We start from the raw sequence: 23,410 nt of genomic DNA on the forward strand, positions 1-23,410 counted from the left end.
AATGTAAAAATATCAATAAGTTACTGATGTTTTTTAAGATTAATACTTATTAAATACTTCATATTGTAAGATTGAGTTATTGTGTTTTATAGACTTAAGATAAAATGGTAAAAAGCTTTCTAAACAATTATAGAAACAGTAATTCAATTAATGGAGAAAAAGCAATGAAAAATTTTTTAATCAATAACAACGAAGAGGACGGTAGCTCAATCTTCATTAGTCGAATCAGGGAGCAAGATCTCTCTGCAGAGCAGAAGCTCAATGAATTAAAAGGATTCATGGAGGAGCTTGCTAGGAAAGCTGAGCTCAAGAGAATAGAGCTTGAGCGTCAGGCTGCGAGTTGCATTGATGAAACATTATCTCAAGTAGAGCTACAGATACAAGATAATGAGGATTACTTTACTGATAATAATCAAGGGGTATTCGCAAATTTCTTTGAATCCCTCTTTAATCTTTTTGAAGTAAATGTAGATCCGAAAGTCTACAAAATGCTCAAGGAGAAGAAAGAGAAAAATCTGCTTCTTTCGATAATTAATTTTTTGCGTGATAAGCTTAAGGAATTAGTTAAAAAGATCTTCAAAAAAGATTTAGACTTAAGTTGGGATAAAAGGCTAGACAAAGAGATAAAAGAATTGCAGGAGAAATTACTCACTGGTGGGTTATCTCCGGAAGAGGAAATAGCAATACTCGAACGTTTGCAAGCGTTGCAAAATTTAAAATTGAAGCTTCAAACTTTTCTCGTGGGCTCAGTCATTGCAATGTTTGCAGAAATTTTTGCAGTTGATTTAGCAGCAGTAGTAGAGCAAGATGTAACTGAGGAAAAAAGAGACAAAAAAGCAGAAAAAACAGAATCAAAAGAAGTTCGTCAAGAAATAGAAACAAAAGTGAGTGAAATCACACCAATTTCCCTATTTAATTTTTCATCTCAAGTTCCAATGCCAATCACTCTGAATAAGCAAGAACATGCTATTTTACCAAAGCCTATAGAAAAATTAGTAGACACTCTACCTAAACCTGTTATAAGTCACAAAAATAGTGAAGTACAAAAACTGGAAAAAATGAATAAAGAAAAGAAAGAAGCAAAAGAAGAGAAAAATGAAAAACCAAAATTAGCTGTCTGTCCACCTGCTCCACATCAAAAGGAACACAGGAGAGTTAAGCGCTTTAAATGCGATGCAAGGGGATTAGATAAAGAAGGAGCTAAATATAGACGCAATAGTAATCAGCGAGAAGCTACTAAGTCTAATGCTTCTGTTGAACTGCCAGGAGGATTAACTGATAATGTAAGAGTTGAAAACCATGTTTCTTCAGTTAGCAAAGAGAGAAGTGTGTAAAGGTTCTCTCTCTTTTTGTCATTCCAGACTGGTTTTTTATCTGGATTCCAGTTTCAAGTGCTGGAATGACATGGCGGACAAGTAGCTCTCTCTTGTCTTCAAGTGGCCCCTTTGTTGTCATCTCAGTGCCTCCTCTCTTGTCATCCCAGTGCTTGACACTGGGATCCAGGAACTTAGTTTAAAAAAGTTGTCATTTCAGTCTAGGATCCATTTTCTCTTCTAGATTCCAGCGTCACGCGCTGGAATGACATCGTCTTGAATAAAATTTGAATGAAAACCGGTCTGTCATTCAGGTAGCCCTTCATTTTCATTCCAGTGCCTCCTTTGATGTCATCCCATTACCTCCTCTCTTGTCATCCCAGTGCGTGACACTGGGATCCAGAGAACTTAGTTTAAAAGAGTTGTTATTTCAGTTTAGGATCCATTTTCTCTTCTTCTAGATTCCAGACTGGAATGACACCGTCTTGAATGGGAGGCAGTGCCAACGATGTGCCATATTGCAATGTTTGTACAGTTGCAACTTAAGTCAATAAGGAAAGGTGTTATTCCATTACCTCCTCTCTTGTCATCCCAGTGCGTGACACTGGTTTTTCATCTGGATTCCAGCATCAAGTGCTGGAATGACATGGCGGACAAGTAGCTCTCTCTCTTGTCATTCAAGTAGCTGACACTGGGATCCAGAAAACTTAATTTAAAAAGTTGTTATTCCAGCACTTCTTCTCTTGTCATCCCAGTCTGGAATCCAGGAGTATAAAAATGGTGAATAAAATTTATGTTAAAAAACTGCTTGTGCTGACAATTGATTCTTAATATACTCGTTACATAATAATTTAATTTAGAGGTTGATATGCATGGTAACAATGATTCAGGCAAAAGAGTATTTGATAATACTGCTCCAGGAGGAGGAAAGATTAATCTGAGAAATTTGAGGGGTGAAAATGTTACAATAGATGATTTTAGAGACAGGATTAAACGTGAAGAGGAAAGAAAGAAAAATCAATCTAGTGGTCAAGGTAGTAGTAAGTAATTATGTTAATTTAATTTAGGGGGTGGCGTTATGCCTAATAAAAGTGAAATAAATCGAGAATTAGTAAGAGCGTTTAATGTTATTCTTAATTATCATGAGATTATTGCTACTAATCTGGTCGTAGAAAAAGGTTCTTACAAGGATCATATAGTTATCTCATTTGATGAAAACATGGATAAAGAGCAATGCATGGACTACCTGAGTAAGTTGAAAGAAAGTATAGTAGATAAGTATTATGGAGAATATGAAATAGATGAGAGATATGATATGGCTGGATTGTCTTTTGATATGAATTCTTTTCCTTTTAAATGTGATAAAAAGCTTCTAAAAAAAGATAAAGAAAAATATAAATTTTCAATACCAATAGATAATAAGGTGGTTTTTAATTTAAAATGTTCGCTAGCCAATTATTGTGTATATAGTAAAAAGAACTATTTAGTAGAAAAAGATCCAGATTCTATGGACAAGTATTGGGGGGAGGAGTTAGAAGTTAAGGATAGAAAAAATTACCTATATGCTATACGTTTTGATTCCAATGGTAGAGAATTACAAGACAGGTTTAAAGGTTTATTGTTATCAAAGATAAGAGAGTATAGGAAGTCTCCTGAGGAAGCTTTAGAAATTAAGGGTAATGAGATATATATAAAGTCAAACGTTTTTGATGAGATTGAGTTCATTAACAATATTGTAAAAGAAACCTCAATGATTGAGTATCGTGCTTTTGAAGTTTCAAATATTGATGATCCACTTTCTGTAGACAGAAAATTTTTGCCAGTTGATTTATTTTGCAAAGCAGACACGTCAGTTAATAATATAATGCGTGTCCCTTGCTCTGATAAAAGACGCCCTGACTATCTGAAAAAAGGAGAAAAGTCGATTTTAATCCCTGTTTTTAAGTGTAGTAATGATCATCTTATACTTTTAAAAAGAGAAGAGGCTGAGCATCTTAATAAGATATTTGGCATGGATGTATTAAATAATATGGAAGATTGTATTGACGAGATTGTGCTATTAAAGCTAGGGCTTAGTGATAAAGGAATATATGCAATAGATTGTGCTAACCCAGACATTGCTTACTGTGTGATGAATAAAGTCATAGAAAGCTCTGTAATCAATGAGGATTATAAACTGTCCATTGATCCTGCACGTGTGCCAGCTATGAAACCACAAACTCTTGCCCCTTCTGAAGAAAAAGTAGGGACAGATGGACCAAGTGCAGATAGTGGTTTTGCTGGTTCACCTAAGAATTCAGTTATAGGTAAATCACATAATGGAAACTCAAGCAAATTCCTTGACCTCAATTACTATGATGAAGATGCACAAAGAATTAAAGATGATAATTCGGCTAAGGATAGTGGCATTTGCGTTTCTTCAGCACGATCTTCTTTTAATAAGCCCAAAACAACAATTAAACAGTGTTCTTTAGAACAACAGTGTGAATCAATGCCTGACCGGCATCCTGTAAAGCGTACATCTACTAGTAAAAAATCATCTTGCTGTATTTTATAGCTAAAGGAAATTAGGCTATTCAAAGATGAATTGTGAATGAAAGGTTATGTATCCGTTTAGATGCATGTGAGACCAGTGTTTTCTTTCTTGTTATACAAGTAGCTGACACTGGGATCACACTTGATTATGCAAGAAATCTAATGTTAAAAAACTCACAGTTATCCTAGTACTGCTTTATTATCTGCAGTCTTTTCAGGTTTGACGGAATTCAATTGAGAATCAATAGCAACAACTCCTTCTATCAATTTAGCCTGTTTATAGTCTTGACTTAGGAAATATATAGACAGTCCAACTGCTATTCCAGCAACAAGAGCAGATACTGCGAGTGCGCATAATATAATAGTCATTGAAGGGACTAAAGCACCACCAACACCGAGTCCAATGCCAAGAAAAACGCCAGGTATAATGCCAATCAAACTATTACATCTAGCACTTTCTTTTTTCGATTGAGCTTGGTCTTTCATACATTCGATGAGTAATTTTTTTATATCTCCTTGAGCTAAATCTAATGGGATTTTCTCTTCTTTATTCTTTATCAAAGGGCTTGCACCATATGTCAAAAGGGCTTCTATTGCTTTAGTGTTATTACTTATAACAGCTTGGTGTAATAATGTATTTCTACTTTGATCTCGAAAATTGATCAATCTGTCGAAATACTGAGGATTAGAAAGTATACTCACAGCTTCATCTAAAATCTTCATCACGTTTTGAAACGGTAATATATCTCCTTTTTCAGACCTTGCACTATTGTGTTTAATACAGTGTTTCAAGATAGGGTATACTATCTTTCCTCCTTCTTTATTGATAGGACTTCCATTTCTAGGAGCTCTATTTGAAATAGCTTCTGTGAATAAATTCTTGTTAATCACAATTTCGCTATTATCATTAAGATACTCTTGCAACTCTTTAATTTTTCTGTTAGTAACAAATGTAAGTAAATTCATGTTATCTATCTATTTTATACTAATAATATAATAAATTCTAATAAAAGTCAAATTTTTAATTAAAAAATTAATACAATTAATTCTGTGAATGTCAAATAAATTCCGTAATTTTGTTAAAAAAAACTCACAGGATCAACATCTATTGTTACTGTAATGTTTGAACTCGAATTATAGTTTTTAATCCAATGTTTCAGCTTTTTCTTTATGAATAGACTATGGTTATTGTATATTTTTAGTAACACTCTATAACGATATTTATTGTTTAAAAAATTTATTGCTGCTGGTGATGGGCCAAAAATTTCAAATTCTTTCAGTGTCAAGTGCTGAGAGGTAGTTGAAAATTGATTATGCAAAAAGTTTGTTATCTCATTTGCTGCTTTTTGTGTTGCAAATTGATCCTTACCGCAAACTATAAGCGCTATTAATCTACTAAATGGTGGCATTTTAGCTTTGCGTCTTGACTCAAGTTCAGTTTCATAAAATAAATCCCTTTTTTGCTGCTGCAATGCTTTTATTATCAAACTTTCAGGATTATTAGTTTGCACTATTACCGTTCCTTTTTCGTTGAATCTTCCCGATCTTCCTGCAACTTGATGCAATAATTGATACGTCTTTTCTGCTGCCCTGAGGTCAGAGTTTTCAAGGCCTAAATCTGCATTTATCACTCCAACTAAAGTTAATTTAGGGAAATTATGCCCTTTAGCAATCACTTGTGTACCGATTATAATATTCACTTCTTCTTTGAGCACTGAGTCAATTACGTTACCAAGCGACTTCTGATCGCTGCTGATAATTGCAGTTTTTGCATTTGGTATTAATTTCACTATTTCTTCAACTAACCTTTCAATTCCCACACCATAAAGGAGCAATGACTGCTCACTTTGACAATTGGAGCATTTTTCTGGAAGTTTTAATTGATAAGAACAGTGATGGCATAAAAGGACATTCTTTTTCTTGTGGTACGTAAGCCATACAGTGCAATTTGAGCAGGAAATTTTATATCCACATTTTTTACAAACTGCAAGTTGCGCATACCCCCTGCGGTTTAGAAAGAGCATAACTTGCTGTTTTTTCTCTATGGTTTGTTTTATCCCTTCGAAAAGCTCATTTGAAATCCATTGTTTATTATTCACTACTTTTATGTGCGGCAACTCTGCACCACCGAATCGTTCGGTTAGCTTTACATGGTTGTAATTCCCTTTTTTAACATGATAAATTGTTTCAAGCAGCGGAGTAGCGGATGATAAAATAATCGGAATATTTTCGAGCTTGGCTAAGATAATGGCCATATCTCGAGCATTATATATAATTCCTTGTTCCTGTTTAAAGGATGAGTCATGCTCTTCATCGACGATGATTAATTTTAGGTTTTTATAAGGTAAAAAAAGTGCTGACCTTGCCCCAATAATTATCTGCGCACTTCCATTTGCTATATTAAGCCAATTATTTCGGCGAGCTTTGGGAGTAAGTCCTGAATGCCACTCAGCTATATTTCCAGATATCTGACTGTGAACACGATTTACTAATTGTGAAGTTAGGACAATTTCTGGCAGAAGGATCAGGACTTGTGCATCGTTTACGATTTCAATTAACCTTGCAATCACAGAGAGATAAACTTCCGTTTTTCCAGACCCGGTTTCACCGTCAAGCAAAGTCACTGAATACTCATTCAAATTACTTATTATCTTATCGCGAGCTGCTTGCTGCTCAGGGCTTAATTGGCAATCTATTTCACTTATTTCCTGCTTTTGCTTAGTGAAAACTAACTTATCTATCTGATTTACCTTTAATACTCCTCCCATTATCACTTTTGCAAGCATACCAATAGGTATTACATTATACTGCACAACCCACTCTGCAAATTCGATCAGTTTTGGTCTGATGCTCGGTAACTCGATCTTTTGTTCAATGCATTTTAATTCTCGATCACTCTTGCCGCTATATTTCCAAACTATTCCAATCAAACGCTTTCTGCCAAATGGTACCACTACGTAATCTCCAATTGAAACTTCAGTATCTTCCTCAACTGCATATGAAAATAGCTGATCAATTGGAAGTGGCAGTAATACGTCAACTGTTTTTAGATACATAGAGAAGCCTTAATGCTTTTTTCATAGTACACAATTTATAATCATAAATACTGGAAATGTGAGGAAATTCTGTATGTTTAGCGATAAAATAGTCCTAGACTTTGAAATAGAAAAAAGTGACCGAATAGATCGGTGTTACTTCTCTACACGCATCAAACTTACAGATAAGAGCAAGAGTTTTCTACGTGAAAAGCTCGGTAAACCTAACAATTTAGATGATTACTTTAATCTTAATCCTGAGAATTTTTATATTTATTACAACAAATATAGTGGTCACTATGGTATAAATGAGCTATATATCAGAGATGATAATGGTAGATATTTAGCTACTAAACTTCCACTTGATCAGAGCGGATTTTCGGTAGAGTTATCATTCGACGAGGTGAATTATGGTTTTTATCCTCTGTATGCAATCTATAATCCCACTCAATATGACAAAAAGCAGGAAAAGAGCTTTGAAGATAATGGTGAATTGCAGCCGTTTGTGTCAAGTGTATTGGATTACTTTCTAAATGGCTTAACCATTCAAGATATGTTTTTGCAAATACAAAATGAGCTTGTCGAAAAAGAAACAAAATTAGAAGAAGACAGAAGAAAAGCAGAGGAAGAATTAAATCAAAAGAATGAAAAGTTAAGAGAACTCATAGAAAATGATGAGATTAAAGTACTTAAAGTAATAAAAGGCCATAGTATTGGGAATGGACGTTCAGCAGCAATTTTACAGCTTAATGGTGATCTTGATGCAAGTAAGTACTACATAGCAGAGTATGAAAGCAATGAATACTTACATTGCACGAGCTCTGGTTATGACATACTGCTTGACCAGAGCGATTTATTTTTTGTTCTGAATAGCAGCTCTTATCTTGAACTTGAAAGCGGTTTTTACTCAATACCTGCTGGCAGCTATGCTAAATATCTCAATACTAAGAATCGGCTTTTCAGCGATGATCAACTATCTCAGCAGTTGTGCAAAAGCAAGGTAAAGGCTGAATCTACAGTTAACGCATTTTTCTCAAGACTTATTTATAGTGAAAATTTTTAAGAGGTGAATATGAAATTTAAAACAAATTCTGAATATGATAAATCAAAAAATTTAGACTTAGATGCTAAAGACTCTACAGGCTATGCTGCTCTACATAAAGCTGTTTTTAGTGGGCGTTTCGATGAGGTCAAACTGTTAATAGATAAAGGCGTTAGAGTGGACGTGCAAGATAAACATGAGCTCACTCCACTTTTTTATGCTGTTATGAACAATGATGAGAAAATGATAAAATTTCTAGTCGAAATAGGTAATGCCGATGTTAACCTGGGTAAATATAATAATCCTCTTGGCATGGCTATTTCACTTGGACGTATGGAATTAGCAGAATATTTGATAGACAAAGGTGCAGATATAAACCGACAAGACAGTATCGGCAGAACCTTTCTGCATAAAGCTGCTGAAGATGGAAATTTAGCTGCAGTGAAATTTTTAGTAGAAAAAGGTGCTAGGCTTGATGTTTTAGATAAATGGAATGATACTCCTCTTCATGTTGCTGCAAATGTAAAAGTCAATAAAGGTCATACAGAAGTAGTAGATTATTTAATAAAAAACGGTGCAGATATAAATCTTACTCATAACTACACTCCGATACACCTAGCTATTACACGTGGAAATTTAGATATGGTGAAATGTCTGATAGATAATGGTGCTGATCTTTATATTAAAAGAGCATGCGATGGTACACCTCTTACTTATGCTAAACAGCAAGGGCAAGTGGAAATAGTAAATTACATGGATGGTGTAATGTCAAACCTTTCACGTAGCAAAACTGTATCCCTTGATAACACTAATATAAATATCAAGTATGACTTAGCTGCCAATAAGCTAGATACAATAGAAAAAAGCATTAAAGATGCTGTACGAGACTTTAAGGGTGCTTTTAATACCTCTGACCATGATATAAGGATCAATACTTATGTATTCAACACTCAAAATGAGTTTAAAGAGTACTTGAAAAAAGTTGGATTCGATGCTGGCGACGGTGTTAATGGCTACACAAGAATGATCGATCTAAATAAGGGAAATGCTGCTGACGTTTATGTCTACCTAGATAGTAAAGGGAATTTAAATCAACATACGTTAGAGCACGAGATAGGGCATGCAATGCACTTTGCAAATCTTGGTCTAAGCTATATCTTGCCAAAAGCAATGCACGAAGCTATTGCTAACTATGTTGCTGGTTTAGAAAATGGCAAACACATTAATGATCACGGAGATAAAGAAGCTTTAATTGCAATAAAAAATAAGAATCTTAAACTAGATGAGATATTACGTAATGATTATCAAGGAAATCACTACTATTCAGAAGCAGAGCAAGTAGTAAAGTTTCTTGAACATAAACACCCGGACTTAATTGATAATTTACTAAAGAGCCTCTCCACTTATAAGAGATATCATGATAGGGATCAAGGTAAGAAATTAGTTGAGGATTTTTTGACTGAGCTAAAAGGTTATGATCGAGAGTTTAAACAGTGGGTCAAAGCTGAGTTGAACGGCGAACAACATATGGAATATAATGTTGTTGAATCTAACAGTGTTGAAAGTTCAACAAGCCAACAAAGTGCAGGCAAGGGTCTATATGGTTATAGCCCAGTACATAATGTAAGTGGTGATAAAACCAAGATAGAATCTAAATCAAGTGTCAGTAGAGAAGATTCTATGCAACCTGCTAAAAAAGCGAGTGAAGACGAACAAGAAAAAGCTGTTACAACAAAAGTTATGAAGTATAATAAACAGCCTTTCTTAAAGGTGAATATTGATGACAATAATGTAGAAAATACTATAGGAAAAGTAAACGAGATAAATAAGGTAACAGGTGCGACTAGTTTACATTTTGCTGCTTCATTGGGAGATTTAAGCAAAGTAGCAACGCTACTAAAACACAATTCATATATTGATACAAGAGACCATAATGGACAAACGCCACTACATTATGCCATTCAGTCAGGAAATACGGAAGTAGCAAAATATCTTATTGATCATGGAGCAAATCTTAATGTTCATGACAATTATTATCAGAAAACTAATACTAAATATGTGTATTATAAGACACCTTTACACTATGCTATTGAGTCTGGAAATATAGAGATAGCTAAATACTTAATAGATCGTGGTGCAAATCCTAATATTCAAGATGCTTATTCCCAAACACCATTATACAGTGCTATTTATTCAGGTAATACAGAAATAGTGAAGTATCTATTAGATCATAACGCAGATCCTAATAGTAAAAGTTATTATACTTTTCCGTTACTTGCTGCTATTAAGCTAGGGAATTCGGAAATAGTTAAGAGTTTAATTGAGTATGGCGCAGATCTTGGTATAAAGAACACGTCAGCTCAAACACTGCTGCACTATGCAATTGAGCTAAAACATACGGAAATTGCTAAATACTTAATAGATCGTGGTATAGATGTTGATACCCGTGATATTAGCTCTGGTAAATCTCCACTACATTTTGCCATGCACATGAAAAATATGGAAGTAGTTAAATATCTCATAGAGCATAATGCGGATATTGATATTCAGGATAGCTACGGCTTAACACCTTTGCATCTTGCTGTTGATCTTGGGAATAAGAAGATGATAGAGCAGTTAGTTGAAAAAGGTGCGAATATTAATGCTCAGGATAATGATGGTTGGACACCTTTAGTTCATGCAGTGAGGCATGGAAAGTTAGATACAATAGAATATCTAATAAAAAACAAAGCTGACGTTGACGTTGTAGGCAAAGATGGCAGGACACTTGTTGAACATGCTGAGTTATGGGCAGAAGAGAAAGGACTAGCAAGAGATGTAATAGATAGCAAAGGCGATAATGATTCTTATTATCGTGAGCTTTCAAAAGAAGCTGCAACTTGGGAAAAAGCTGGAAAGGATATGCTTAGCTATCTCAAAAAAATTACTATGCAAGAAGAAGAATCTAACGATATAGACCAAATGCCAGCAGATCAACCTGTAATTGAAGAAAGGAGTAAAAGATCGATAAGAGTAGACGAAGAGAAGCAAGAGGAAACAATTGTTATAGATAATGTGAAAGAAGAATCACAACATCCTTTAAAAATCAAAGTGGGTGAGGCTGTTGAAATAGGGAAATATAAGGTAGAACTGCAAGTTACGTATGATGATGTAAGAAATTTTTATGACACTATACGTGGTAAATATCATGATGGTAGTGGATACAATTATGAGCAAGTAATGGTTTTGTACAATGAAATTGTTAGGCCAGCATCACAGCATCATGATGAACCATTTACTCTTGCTGAGTCCTATATTGCAGATGGGCATCTATTTATTAAAAATCAAGATTTTGGAATTTTGAATGATTTTAATGAGATGTTCTATAAAAGTGATGAGTTTATGTAATGTAAAAGGTGGATGAGAATTAATTGATATAAGGAATTAGATCTTTCACTGTCATCCCAGTGTTTCTTTCCCCTGCCATTCCTGCGTTTCCTTCTCCTGTCATCCCAGTCTGGGATGGCTTTGTTGCATCGCTCAAGTGAAAAGAACTGGAAGTTACTGACAAAATTCATTATAAAACAGCCATTTAACTGTTGAAGAAAAAATATGCCACAGAAAATGAAAGTCAGTAACCAAAACGAATATAACAAATTCCTTGAAAAAAGGGGGAATATTTTTCGTTACATCGATGAAGCTATCGAAAATTGGTATGAAAATAGTCCAAAAATGCAGGGCGGCAACTATATTTATAGTGATAAAGTTGTGATTTTGGTGCATATAATCGTTAATCTTTTTAGAATTGGCTTAAGACAAACGGTAGGGTTTGTAAAAGGATATCTGCAACAAATAGGAAAAAATTTGCAGCTATTCACAAGCATCAAAAAAAACTTAATATTAAGATAAATGATTGCAGAAAATAATATAGAAGATATCGAAGTTGCTATAGACAGTACAGGAATTAGTATATACAACAACACACAGCAAGGAAAATAGCACTGACAGAGTGGCTATGAGCAAACGAGAAAATTGCACGTAATGTTGAATATAAACAACAAAAAAGCCATAGCTGTAAAATACAGTAACGGTGTCTACTCTGATCACTTGTGATTTGCTAAAAGAAGTTGATTTTCAGCATGCCATAAAAGCACTATATGCAGATAGAGCATGTGATAGGCACAAGTTTTATAAGTTGTGTAACGAATATGATATAAAGACAAAAATTCCACCAATAAACAATGCAGCAGAACATCCAGAAATAGATTATATGTCTGACAGGAATGCTGCTATTAGGTTAATAAAATTATACGGTGAAGATGGCATGAAAGAATGGAAAAAGAAGTAAATTATGGGAAAAGATCTTATATTGAAGGTTTTTTCTCAAGATTAAAGCAAATATTCGGATTTAGTTTTAGGAATAAATCTGAGATAAATCGAGAAAAAGAACTAAATGCTATTTGCTTAATAAATTCGCTGATATTGGTATGGCTAAATTTGAGATAGTTACATGAATTTAACATAAATCACCATCTCATAAAGTGTGATGCAACAAAGCCAATCGGGAGTCGCAATAGTAAAAGTGAAAGAAATCTTCAAAGTAGAACTATCCCCCAAAGCTGCACATGGACATAGAATATCCTTTATCAGGGATAGACCTAAACATTGAAGATCTTCCCCTAGAGCTAGATATAGATATAAAGTCATTTATACCATTCCCTATATTTGAGAAAAATATCACATGCCAAGAACCTTGTCAAAATTATATAATCTATCTCTAGAGCAGGTTATTGAGAATGTCAATCCACATAAAAGAGCCAGATATTCCTAACACCACTAAACTCACAAATTCATTTGCTAGAGTTTATAAGTTCTTGTTTATAATAATTTTATTATATCGTAAAACCATCTATATCGGCCTATTTAAACAGTATTTTACTTTCCTTAAGGATTTTTTAAAGATCACCTATTGAATTCTATGATATTATTTTTTGTGAGATTGTTATACACGTTATAGCAAGGAAGGCAGAGAGATTTGTTAAGTAGTTTTTGCATCTATATGAGCTACTTGAATAATGGTTACAATATAATTGTACAGCATGAGCTGAGTTCGCTTAGCCCTTATCTACATATTCAGTTCCACCAACAGTTATTGCATCGACCTTGAGTGTTGGCTGACCAACTCCAACAGGCACATTTTGTCCGTCTTTTGAGCACGTACCAACACCAGGATCTAACTTTAGATCATTACCAATCATTGATACTTTTTTTAGCACTGTTGGCCCATCACCAATTAGCGTTGCTCCTTTGACTGGTTGTGTAATTTTACCATTTTTTATTAGGTAAGCTTCCGAAGATGAGAAAACAAATTTTCCTGATGTTATATCAACTTGTCCACCACCAAAATTTACTGCATATAGGCCTCTCTTTACACTGGATATTATTTCTTCTGGTGTATATTTTCCTGGCAACATATAGGTGTTTGTCATGCGTGGCATAGTAACTTCTTTGTAACTTTCTCTTCTACCATTACCAGTTGGATTTACACCCATAAGTTTAGCGTTCATATGATCTTGCATATATCCTTTTAGAATTCCATCTTCTATAAGCACATTATAGCCAGGTAAAGTACCCTCATCGTCTATGCTAATAGAACCACGCAAATTAGGTAGAGTTCCATCATCAATTACAGTAATGTTACTAGCTGCCACTTGTTTACCCATAGAATTTGAAAATGCCGAGATTCCTTTACGGTTAAAATCACCTTCAAGTCCATGACCTACAGCTTCATGCAATAATATTCCTGGCCAACCTGAACCTAAAACAACTGTCATCTCTCCAGCCGGAGCTGGAATTGCCTCAAGATTTACTAGCGCTTGCTCTAACGCTTGGTTTGCAACTTCTTTCCACTTCTTCTCAGAAACAAACTTACTATAAGCGTCTCTTCCACCATGCCCTGCAGAACCTTTCTCCGCTCGGCCATTTTTCTCTACGATGACTAGTACATTAAAACGTACTAAAGGTCTGATGTCGCTTAACCTGTGATCATCTTTTATTATTTGTATAACTTGCCATTCTCCACTTAGAATTATTTTTACTTGCTTCACGTAGTTATTCTTGGACCTTACATACTCATTAACCTCATTGAGTAGTTTAATCTTTGAGTTCAGATCCATTTCATTTATGGGGTTAATCTTTGAATACAGCTCTCTTGTTCCCTCATTTAAGTTTATTGAATTTGTTTTGTTTAAAGATACTGAGTTTTTCACTATAGAAGCAGCGTTACTAATTTCCTTTTCGCTAATTTCAGAAGAGCAAACAAAAGACGTACTATCCTCACAAAAGGACCTTAACCCAAATCCCCTTCTGATATTCAAATCCATGTGTTTCAATATGTTATCATCAAAAACCAGGGACTCTGATTGGCAAAATTCTAAAAATAATTCACCACCATCACTATCGCTCAAAGCGTTGTTGACTATTTTATATACATTATTAATATTAACATTGTTTTGAGCAAAAAATATTTGATCTAGATTTGGCATTACCTTTGAGCTAAAAATTGTTTAAGTATATTATTTAATTTTAACATAGTAAATCACAAAAAGCCCGGGTGGCGGAATTGGTAGACGCGCTAGCTTCAGGTGCTAGTAACTTTTTAAGTTGTGGAAGTTCAAGTCTTCTCTCGGGCACTCTATATTGATTTTTGAGTCAATTAATGCTATGATATAATGTATTTACTACTAAGTTTATGAGTTATGAAGAAAAAAAGCTTGTTTACAGAAAGAAAATAAGAACTTATTCAAAACGCTTGGTTACTGCACTATCTATTGCTTCTTTGATGGGGTATACAGCAGCATTAGCCCTAAATATTTCTTCCTTAAGCTTGTACTGTACTATTGTCAGCACTATGCTAAGTGCACTTTCGCTTGCTTTAAATATATGGTCATTAACTGATCATTTTAGGCAGTGTGGCCTTAATAAGCAACTCGATACCTCTTGGCAAGATAAATTAATGAAGATCTGCCTCGACATTACATCTAACGTTTCATTTTTAATAGGAGGAATTACATCTATATTACCTCTTGAATTTCCTATTATCCCCTTTATTTCCGTTGCTTTTTTTATTCTAGGCTGTACCTTTATGGCAACCAATTTCGTTTGTACTATGATTAGTCAGCCGCAAATAGATGAAAGTAATAATCTCAAATCTAGTAGTCATTTGAACGATCAATCCACGATAGCTGTCTAATTATCACATGTTAATAAATTAGCTTATTTAACTTGACAAATTACGCCATCCCCCTTAACTATAAAAGTAAGAGTATTTATCCTTGTTTTTAATCTCCGCGGATTTAATAACAAAATTCAGTAAAAAACTCAGATATTTATTGGCAAATTACATAAAAATTATAGCGGCTGCATGTCTTTTAAATTTTTTCTACATTCAGCCAAATCGCGCTTATTTTAAGCGTTAGCACATTATTACAACGCCAATTTAAATTATTATAGGGTCAAAACTCGCTATACGGGGGTTTTTTGTCTTTTTTTTTATTTAGTAAATTTCTTAATATTTGTGGCTAAAGTAATTTTAGAGAGCCAGCGTGTGACGCTGGTTCCTGGATCCCAGTGTCGGAGCACTGGGATGACAACAAAGGGCTACTTGAATGATACCCATATTCCAGCATTTGATGCTGAAATCCAGAAATTTTTACTATAAACAAGCATATTGAGCACAAAATTATGCTAAAACACAACGTTTTTTGAGATTACGGAAAGCCAGTGTAAGCCACTTGGATGACATCAAAGAGAGGGTACTGGGATTACACAAAAAGGGCTACTTAAATGACAAGATAGATAGAACTGGCATGAATTGGATTTGAGTAACTCAAATGACCAATGAAAACTGTAACCCTAAACATTGAAGCACTATTATGCACTAAATGATAACTTTCATACACTTGTCATGGTAGTCGTGAAAGAAATAATTCATACAATAAGCATGAATGAAAGAATTGACATGATTTGGAAATTTATATATTATAAAGTATTAATAGTTAGTTAATTTATGAGGTGGAGACATGGGCTATAAGCTAAGAAAAAGAGAATATGATTATAATGAAAGTTTATTTAAAGAGATAGGCATTCAAGTGCAAGAAGTAGAAGGTCGTAACTTCTTAGAAATATCTAATATAATAGCAAAAAATTATAGAAGGTTATCAATAAAGTGTCACCCAGATAAACCAGGAGGTAGCGATGAAAAAATACAGGCCCTTAACAGAAATAAAGCAGCACTTTTGCAATATATTAAACCACTAAGTGGAAAGAATCGGGGATTAATCATTCCTGAGGAATTGAAAAGGTATTTACAATCAATTCAGCAAGGTCAGAATGATAAGCGTGCAGAGTATTATGCTGTTTTTACTCAGGTAAATATCCTACTGCTCATCTCGTCATTAGTGTCGTATATTTACTTGGGGTTTAAGCTATATAAGGCTGCTAATTTTACTGATGCACCTGGCATTTTGTTTAGTGCGACTCTAATAACATCTGTTACAACTTTTTTCTTATCTGTTTATTTGATGTCTTCTTTATTTAAAAAAGCTATGGATTTGCAAAATCCTCAACGGGAACAAGGTGAAAATTTAGATCAAGAAGAGCTAGAAGATGAAATATCCAAAAGTAAAGCATTTAAATATCTAATTCTTACTTCCCAAATTTCAAATTATCTTCCTCCTATTTTATTAGTAGCAGGTTTGGTGTTACAGTACCAATCTAGTTGCTTAAACAGTAAAATACTCATCGGATTTGCTGCATTACTGGGTTGTAGTTTATTACTACACTTAGCAAGTGAAATCTACGAGAGAAAAGTTGTAAATCTTGTAAAAACTGAAGGAATAGGTGATGAACAAAATGTACCTATAGGAGCATCAACCGAAAAGCCAAGCAGCATTGTAAATCCTGATGGTGCTTTTAACGTCTCGGCTCATCAAGTAGGTTGATTATTCTCCATACTCAAATCTCTGGCTAAAAATAACGAGCCACAAATTAGTATGGTTTTGACGTTTTGAATAGAGGCTTTCAATATGTGATTTGATATCGCATCGCCGATTGATTCACATTCAATAACATTTATTCCTATATTACGAGCTCCTTCTCTAATTGAACCTGTACTTGTTGCTTTAGGTTCAGATTTAACACAAACGGCGCATAGTAGTTTGATATATGGCTTTAAGTGCTCTAAGAACTCTGCCACGTTTCTGTTACGAGTAACGCCAAAGATCATATAGACACCTTCAGTAAAATTGTCTTTTATCCACTTAGCTAACACTCTGGCACCATCATTGTTGTGTGCGCCATCTAGAAATAATTGCCAATCTTTTGGTAATAAAGAAATTAAATTACCTTTTTTTATAGACTCTAGCCGCGCAGGCCAATAAGTGCCCTGTAAACCTGAAGCAATGTCCTCTTTTCCAATATCAAAGCCATATTTTCCACTTAAAATGCTACATGCTGCAATTGCGTTTCCTGCATTGATTATTTGATGATCTCCTTTTAAAGATGGCAAAGAAAATTCTATTGATTGAATAGTCGATTGAAAGACCATCCTGTTATTCTGTTTTTCGCAATTCCATTCAAGTCCTCCTCTATACAGAGGAGATTTCTTATTTATTGCATGATGCTCTAGCGTGTTCATTATAGATTTTTCTTGTGGTGCTATTACGCAAGGAACATTAGGTTTCATTATTCCAGCCTTTTCACCTGCTATGGTTTCTACGGTAGGACCAAGATATTCTGTATGGTCAAGGGCAATTGAAGTGATGATCGTTAGAATTGGATTATCTATAACATTTGTTGCATCAAGCCTTCCACCCAGACCCACTTCAACTAAAGTAATATCAGCTTTATGACGAGAAAAAGCTAAGAAGGCTGCAGTCGTTGCGGCTTCAAATAGAGTGATGGGTTGTTCTGCGACTGCTATACGGCATTCTTCTAGTGAGTTATGTAATTCACTATCATCGATATCATTGCCTGCAATAACTATTCTTTCATTAAAATTCACTAAATGTGGAGAAGTGTAGGTATGAACTTTATACCCTGCTGCTTGCATTATATATCTTAGAAATGATAGTGTCGATCCTTTGCCATTAGTGCCAGCTATGTGAATTATTGGCGGTATTTTTTTCTCAGGATTGCCTAATCTATTGAGAGAGCTTTTTATGCGATCAAGAGAAAAATCCTTTGGTCTACTGCCAAGCGGCTTAGGCCAATGAGGCATGTATATCATAGATTATTGTTAAATTTTAATTCATCTATTACACTTGCCATGCCGTGCGTGTCGATTTTTTCACTAAATTGAGAACGTTGATTAATAGCAATACTTATCCCACTCATTACAACATCGTTTATTAAGAAAGAATTGTCACTTTTAGTCACTTTAAAGTCAATGTTTGTAAATTCCTCATCACCATAAGAAAATCTTGTTCCTATCAGACAAGTTTCATCGTCAACTGCTTTTGTACTCATTATGATCATTTCACTATTATTTATGTATTTATACAAAATTTTAGCGCACAAGCGCGCGAGATATACTTCATATTCTTTTAGAAACTCTTCTTTTTCTTTCTGAGTAGATAAATTCCAATATTTCCCTATGACAAATCGAGATATTCCTTTGAGGTCAACATTATTCTGAATAATTTTCAGAAGTTCTTCTTGTACATGTTCTAGATTTTTTCTATTCCCTTTCATAGACGTGTTGTCTACTTGCTGCTTCATGGCAAGCACAAAAGTTTTGTGCCCTATACAATTCGCGTAAGCACTTGAGGAGATTACAATAAAAATGGTTAAGAACTTAATAAGATTCATAAGATATATTTATTAGCTATGATACTTAAAATGCAAAATTTAACAAAGGCAAAATAATGATCGCTAGTTTTAATATATCTATAGACATACTCTATATAAATAATCTATAATTAATTTAGGGGTCTGTGCTATGCGTTATGAGTTAAGTTAAATTTCCCGAGCGATAATTTCTGATCAAGGGAATTGCCTCTGTTAATTTCATTGAAATTAGTACGTGATGCCCACCTTAACTTTAGGTCTCAGGAATCTACTAAGACTGACGGTAGATATGGATCCCTTTTCCATTATTTAGGTTTATGTTACACCAATATAAAGAACAAGGTGTTTTTTTCTGCTCATCTCATGAGATATTTCAAGTTGTAATTGACGTTGAGAAGTATCCTGATTTTGTTCCTTGGTGCAAAGCTGTTTATATAAAAGAAAAAACTGATAGCCAAATGATTGTGGACCTCCTTGCAGCTTTTCATGGCATTAAAGGAAGTTACACATCAGAAGTGACCTTCCTTTCTCCAAGTGGAACAAATGAAGGTTGGATAAAAGCTGTGTCGTCAAATGGAATATTTAAACATTTATACAACGAATGGAAATTCACTCCTATAGATGAAAGTAAAACTATGGTAGAGTTCTATATAAAGTTTGAATTTAAATCCAATTTGTTTTCCACTTTATTAAACTCAGTGTATAAATACACACAAAGCAGAATAATTGCTGCATTTAAAGACAGAGTAGAAAGCCTTGCTAAACAAAAGTTATCTTGACATCATTTATATAAATGCATAAATTCTTTAATAAGTTAAGTGTTTCCATTGTAATGATTTTTAGATTATTGTTCTTACTTATTTTTATAAGTGTTAGTTCTGATGCAGCTATTGAACAAAACTTACCCAACACTCAAAAAACTGATGAAATAACATCAAAAGAACTACTGTCGCTATTGCCTGATGATAAATTATTAGGAGATCGAAAAGCACCAATTTTAATGATAGAATACGCCTCGCTCACTTGTTATCACTGTTCTCTTTTTCATAAGAAAGTTTTTCCTAAAATCAAAGAGAAGTACATAGATACAGGTAAGATGTTATACATATTCCGTCATTTTCCTCTAGATTATAGAGGATTAAAAGCTGCAATGCTAAGTTATTGCTATGAAAAAGAAGAAGACTATTTTAATTTTAACAAAGCTGTGTTTAATGCAATAGACTCGTGGAACTACTCTAATTTTAGTGATTTAACTATACTACAAAAAATTGCTGCACTAAGCAATTTGAAGCAAGATGTATTTAACCAATGCATTAATGATAAAAAGATGATGGACAAAATTATAAATGATAAATCACTTGCAATTAATAAACTTGATATCACAGCTACTCCTGTATTCATCATCAAGCTTAACGATGACAAATCATATGTAGAGAATGGTAAAATCAAACATGAAGGATATAGAGAGCTGGAATACTTCACTAATGTAATAGATGAGCTATATGGAAAAGCTATAGTGAAGTAATAACACTGTAGCTTACCATATAAAAACTCTATGCTGAATCATTATTTTTTGATACTGTTTGTTGCTTTTTACGCTCAAACTCTCTTTTTTTACTGTGCCAAGCATAATAATACATAGCAATTTTATTCTCTATTAATACTATCGTCCCATCATAAAATTGGACCATATCCATAACTTTTTTCTGAGCTTCGTTAAAGCGTTCTTTGTACTTCTCGCGATAAGCTGGATTGTGCAGTAATTTCACTCCTTCATTATTATTAGATTTCTTGCTTAACGTTTCAACTTCGTTAGCAATGTTATAAGACATATAACCCCCTCTAATTGATTATAAAAATTACATTTTAAGAGAGATGTAAATAAACGATCCCTTAATTCTAGTATAACAATTGGTTATTATACTAGTTAACCATAGTAAAATATATAATAATCTTTGTCACTTAAAATTTTACTTTATAAAATAACAACTTAAAATAAAAAAATTTTATTATTCTTAACTCTATTGTTATATTTATAAATCTTATATAGATTAAACCTCCTTAGTTTATATTATAAAACTTAATGCGTCATAACTTTAGCAGAAAATCGTTGTACATAAGAAGCTTATTTGCAAAAGAGTATAAAAAAATAGAAGAACATTGTACTCTTGATAAGAAACAACGTATTCAAATCACTCCTGAAGAAGGAAAATTATTAAATTTATTTATCAAAATCCATAAAGTTAAAAGCATAGTTGAAATTGGCACGTTATATGGTTATTCGTCAATTTGTATGGTAAAAGCTTTACCGAAAGATGGTCATATATATACAATAGAAAATAATCCTCAACACTCAAGAATAGCAAAAAAAAATTTTAGTGCTTTTAATCTAAGTGATAAAATTACTCTAATAGAAGGTGATGCACTGGAAAAAATTAATGAATTATCAGCAAAGGCACCATTTGACATGATATTCATCGATGCTGACAAAAGTAGTTATCCTAAGTATTTAGATTGGGCAGAGTCATACATTAAACAAGATGGGCTAATCGTTGCAGATAACACTCTATTATTTGATACAGTATTTTTAGAATCTCCTCCAAAAGAAGTATCAGAAAAGTCATGGCATGCTATGAGAGAGTTTAACGATAGATTGTCAGATGAAAAAAAATATTTCTCCATATTGATTCCTACTGACGAAGGAATGACTGTAGCTTTAAAACTCACGCAAGTTAAAAATCAAGGTCAGCGTAATGTCTAGGGGGAGTTAAGCCAAAAACTCTCTCTAATAATATTTCGCGAAAACAAGGCCTTGATTTAACAATGGAGTACCATTCTTTTAAAATCTTACTTTTTTCCCATGGGAAACTATTTACGTAGTCTATTATAGAAATATGTGATGCTAAAGTAATATCGGCTAAAGTGAACTTATCGGTTGCAAGCCAAACGTTCTTGTTAATTAAGTGTTCGATGTATTCCATATGGCAAGGCAGGTTATTCTGAGCTGCATGAAGAAATCTAGAGTCAGGGCTGCGGTTAGTAATTACTTTTTCATTCATAATATACTTAGTAACTTCATTGTAAAATTTGCTATCGAACCAATTGATTAAAGCGCGTATTTTAGACTTAATAATAGTGGATGAACCAAGTAATTTGACGTCGCTATTGTAAGTCTCTTCTATATATTCACAAATGGCATTACTATCCGCTATTACAAAGTTATTATCTATTAATACTGGTACTTGTCCGATTGGATTGATCTCCATGAATTCATTCCGCTTTTCCCATGGATTTTCATATACCAAATCACAACTCAGCTTTTTTTCCTTGAGAAGAGCTCTAACTTTTCGTGAAAACGGACAAAGAGGAAAATGATATAAAATCATAATATTCCTCTTTTGTTATTCCAATACCTATATGTTGTCATTCCAGTACGTGACATTGGAATCCAGCTTATTTCATTATGGACATTACTTTTAACATATACTCCTAGAATCCATTGTCCATTGTATAATTTCCAAATATTTTTATACTTGAATCCCAGTACAACTGTACGAACATTGTAGTCTGAGAGCAATCCCCACCGGAAGGGTGTCATTTCAGTGATTGACACTGGGATGGCTTTGTTGAATCGCTCAAGTGAAAAGAACTGGCAGTTACTGACAAAATTCATTATAAATAGCCATTTAACTGTTGAAGAAAAAATATGCCACAAAAAATGAAAGTCAGTAACCAAAACGAATATAACAAATTCCTTGAAAAAAGGGGGAATATTTTTCGTTACATCGATGAAGCTATCGAAAATTGGTATGAAAATAGTCCAAAAATGCAGGGCGGCAACTATATTTATAGTGATAAAGTTGTGATTTTGGTGCATATAATCGTTAATCTTTTTAGAATTGGCTTAAGACAAACGGTAGGGTTTGTAAAAGGATATCTGCAACAAATAGGAAAAAATTTGCAGCTATTCACAAGCATCAAAAAAAACTTAATATTAAGATAAATGATTGCAGAAAATAATATAGAAGATATCGAAGTTGCTATAGACAGTACAGGAATTAGTATATACAACAACACACAGCAAGGAAAATAGCACTGACAGAGTGGCTATGAGCAAACGAGAAAATTGCACGTAATGTTGAATATAAACAACAAAAAAGCCATAGCTGTAAAATACAGTAACGGTGTCTACTCTGATCACTTGTGATTTGCTAAAAGAAGTTGATTTTCAGCATGCCATAAAAGCACTATATGCAGATAGAGCATGTGATAGGCACAAGTTTTATAAGTTGTGTAACGAATATGATATAAAGACAAAAATTCCACCAATAAACAATGCAGCAGAACATCCAGAAATAGATTATATGTCTGACAGGAATGCTGCTATTAGGTTAATAAAATTATACGGTGAAGATGGCATGAAAGAATGGAAAAAGAAGTAAATTATGGGAAAAGATCTTATATTGAAGGTTTTTTCTCAAGATTAAAGCAAATATTCGGATTTAGTTTTAGGAATAAATCTGAGATAAATCGAGAAAAAGAACTAAATGCTATTTGCTTAATAAATTCGCTGATATTGGTATGGCTAAATTTGAGATAGTTACATGAATTTAACATAAATCACCATCTCATAAAGTGTGATGCAACAAAGCCATCCC

At 33.7% G+C, this 23,410-nt stretch carries 18 protein-coding genes, 1 tRNA gene, 1 other RNA gene and 2 pseudogenes; 14 read left to right on the forward strand and 8 right to left on the reverse strand.

The window, feature by feature from the left end; all coding sequences use genetic code 11:
• The first annotated feature begins 104 nt into the window (after window positions 1–104).
• The 3 genes from ONG78_RS02395 (at window position 105) to ONG78_RS02405 (ending at window position 3,870) form a co-directional block, all read left to right on the forward strand.
• On the forward strand, window positions 105–1,334 hold the full coding sequence (locus ONG78_RS02395; RefSeq protein ID WP_264377579.1) for a hypothetical protein: 1,230 nt from the start codon (window positions 105–107) through the stop codon (window positions 1,332–1,334).
• A gap of 847 nt (window positions 1,335–2,181) precedes the next feature.
• Window positions 2,182–2,361 (forward strand): hypothetical protein, encoded by a 180-nt coding sequence (locus ONG78_RS02400; RefSeq protein WP_019236822.1) that lies wholly within the window; start codon window positions 2,182–2,184, stop codon window positions 2,359–2,361.
• A 30-nt stretch (window positions 2,362–2,391) separates the two neighbouring features.
• On the forward strand, window positions 2,392–3,870 hold the full coding sequence (locus ONG78_RS02405; protein ID WP_264377580.1) for a hypothetical protein: 1,479 nt from the start codon (window positions 2,392–2,394) through the stop codon (window positions 3,868–3,870).
• Window positions 3,871–4,028: 158 nt separating this feature from the next.
• Here the strand turns inward: ONG78_RS02405 and ONG78_RS02410 are convergent, their stop codons facing one another.
• Window positions 4,029–4,814, reverse strand: a complete 786-nt coding sequence (locus ONG78_RS02410) for an ankyrin repeat domain-containing protein (protein ID WP_264377581.1) — start codon at window positions 4,812–4,814, stop codon at window positions 4,029–4,031.
• Window positions 4,815–4,927: 113 nt separating this feature from the next.
• Window positions 4,928–6,904, reverse strand: coding sequence for a replication restart helicase PriA (priA, locus tag ONG78_RS02415; RefSeq protein WP_264377582.1), 1,977 nt, complete (start codon window positions 6,902–6,904; stop codon window positions 4,928–4,930).
• A 73-nt stretch (window positions 6,905–6,977) separates the two neighbouring features.
• Between priA and ONG78_RS02420 the strand changes: the two genes are divergently transcribed.
• The gene (locus tag ONG78_RS02420) at window positions 6,978–7,946 is read left to right on the forward strand and encodes a hypothetical protein (protein WP_264377583.1); all 969 of its coding nucleotides are present in this window, start codon (window positions 6,978–6,980) and stop codon (window positions 7,944–7,946) included.
• 9 nt (window positions 7,947–7,955) lie between these two features.
• Window positions 7,956–11,312 (forward strand): ankyrin repeat domain-containing protein, encoded by a 3,357-nt coding sequence (locus ONG78_RS02425; RefSeq protein WP_264377584.1) that lies wholly within the window; start codon window positions 7,956–7,958, stop codon window positions 11,310–11,312.
• A 19-nt stretch (window positions 11,313–11,331) separates the two neighbouring features.
• On the opposite strand, the gene ONG78_RS02430 is transcribed toward ONG78_RS02425, so the two are convergent.
• Window positions 11,332–11,475, reverse strand: coding sequence for a hypothetical protein (locus ONG78_RS02430; protein ID WP_264374492.1), 144 nt, complete (start codon window positions 11,473–11,475; stop codon window positions 11,332–11,334).
• Between the two features lie 41 nt (window positions 11,476–11,516).
• On the opposite strand from ONG78_RS02430, the pseudogene ONG78_RS08090 reads away from it, so the two are divergent.
• Window positions 11,517–12,418: pseudogene (locus ONG78_RS08090) on the forward strand (IS5 family transposase).
• Window positions 12,419–13,018: 600 nt separating this feature from the next.
• On the opposite strand, the gene tldD reads toward ONG78_RS08090, so the two are convergent.
• Window positions 13,019–14,449: a metalloprotease TldD gene (gene tldD / locus ONG78_RS02445; protein WP_264377585.1), complete on the reverse strand. Its 1,431-nt coding sequence runs from the start codon at window positions 14,447–14,449 to the stop codon at window positions 13,019–13,021.
• A 62-nt stretch (window positions 14,450–14,511) separates the two neighbouring features.
• Here tldD and ONG78_RS02450 point away from each other — a divergent pair.
• The 3 genes from ONG78_RS02450 (at window position 14,512) to ONG78_RS02460 (ending at window position 16,906) form a co-directional block, all read left to right on the forward strand.
• A tRNA-Leu gene (locus tag ONG78_RS02450) sits at window positions 14,512–14,596 on the forward strand.
• 59 nt (window positions 14,597–14,655) lie between these two features.
• Window positions 14,656–15,156: a hypothetical protein gene (locus ONG78_RS02455; RefSeq protein WP_264374488.1), complete on the forward strand. Its 501-nt coding sequence runs from the start codon at window positions 14,656–14,658 to the stop codon at window positions 15,154–15,156.
• A gap of 829 nt (window positions 15,157–15,985) precedes the next feature.
• Window positions 15,986–16,906, forward strand: a complete 921-nt coding sequence (locus tag ONG78_RS02460) for a molecular chaperone DnaJ (protein WP_264377586.1) — start codon at window positions 15,986–15,988, stop codon at window positions 16,904–16,906.
• On the opposite strand, the gene ONG78_RS02465 is transcribed toward ONG78_RS02460, so the two are convergent.
• Complete coding sequence (locus tag ONG78_RS02465; protein ID WP_264377587.1) at window positions 16,894–18,192, reverse strand: bifunctional folylpolyglutamate synthase/dihydrofolate synthase; 1,299 nt, start codon at window positions 18,190–18,192, stop codon at window positions 16,894–16,896. The genes ONG78_RS02460 and ONG78_RS02465 overlap by 13 nt on opposite strands.
• Window positions 18,189–18,773, reverse strand: a complete 585-nt coding sequence (locus ONG78_RS02470) for an MlaC/ttg2D family ABC transporter substrate-binding protein (RefSeq protein ID WP_264377588.1) — start codon at window positions 18,771–18,773, stop codon at window positions 18,189–18,191. The genes ONG78_RS02465 and ONG78_RS02470 overlap by 4 nt, the downstream gene beginning before the upstream one ends.
• A gap of 117 nt (window positions 18,774–18,890) precedes the next feature.
• Between ONG78_RS02470 and ssrS the strand changes: the two genes are divergently transcribed.
• From ssrS to ONG78_RS02485, 3 genes are all read left to right on the forward strand, one after another.
• Window positions 18,891–19,052: non-coding RNA, 6S RNA (gene ssrS, locus ONG78_RS02475), on the forward strand.
• A gap of 17 nt (window positions 19,053–19,069) precedes the next feature.
• Window positions 19,070–19,531 (forward strand): type II toxin-antitoxin system RatA family toxin, encoded by a 462-nt coding sequence (locus ONG78_RS02480; protein WP_264374484.1) that lies wholly within the window; start codon window positions 19,070–19,072, stop codon window positions 19,529–19,531.
• A 53-nt stretch (window positions 19,532–19,584) separates the two neighbouring features.
• Window positions 19,585–20,277 carry a DsbA family protein gene (locus tag ONG78_RS02485; protein WP_264374483.1) on the forward strand — a complete coding sequence of 231 codons (693 nt, stop codon included), beginning with the start codon at window positions 19,585–19,587 and terminating at the stop codon, window positions 20,275–20,277.
• A gap of 28 nt (window positions 20,278–20,305) precedes the next feature.
• On the opposite strand, the gene ONG78_RS02490 is transcribed toward ONG78_RS02485, so the two are convergent.
• Complete coding sequence (locus ONG78_RS02490; RefSeq protein WP_007302334.1) at window positions 20,306–20,584, reverse strand: DUF2671 domain-containing protein; 279 nt, start codon at window positions 20,582–20,584, stop codon at window positions 20,306–20,308.
• Between the two features lie 251 nt (window positions 20,585–20,835).
• On the opposite strand from ONG78_RS02490, the gene ONG78_RS02495 reads away from it, so the two are divergent.
• Window positions 20,836–21,513, forward strand: coding sequence for an O-methyltransferase (locus ONG78_RS02495; RefSeq protein WP_006013497.1), 678 nt, complete (start codon window positions 20,836–20,838; stop codon window positions 21,511–21,513).
• Here ONG78_RS02495 and ONG78_RS02500 read toward each other — a convergent pair.
• Window positions 21,485–22,138 (reverse strand): glutathione S-transferase family protein, encoded by a 654-nt coding sequence (locus tag ONG78_RS02500; protein ID WP_010403901.1) that lies wholly within the window; start codon window positions 22,136–22,138, stop codon window positions 21,485–21,487. The two genes, ONG78_RS02495 and ONG78_RS02500, sit on opposite strands and share 29 nt — an antisense overlap.
• A gap of 320 nt (window positions 22,139–22,458) precedes the next feature.
• Between ONG78_RS02500 and ONG78_RS08095 the strand changes: the two are divergent.
• A pseudogene (locus ONG78_RS08095) lies at window positions 22,459–23,360 on the forward strand (IS5 family transposase).
• Window positions 23,361–23,410 lie beyond the last annotated feature (50 nt).

This window comes from Wolbachia endosymbiont (group B) of Philonthus cognatus, assembly GCF_947179345.1.
Classification (GTDB): domain Bacteria; phylum Pseudomonadota; class Alphaproteobacteria; order Rickettsiales; family Anaplasmataceae; genus Wolbachia.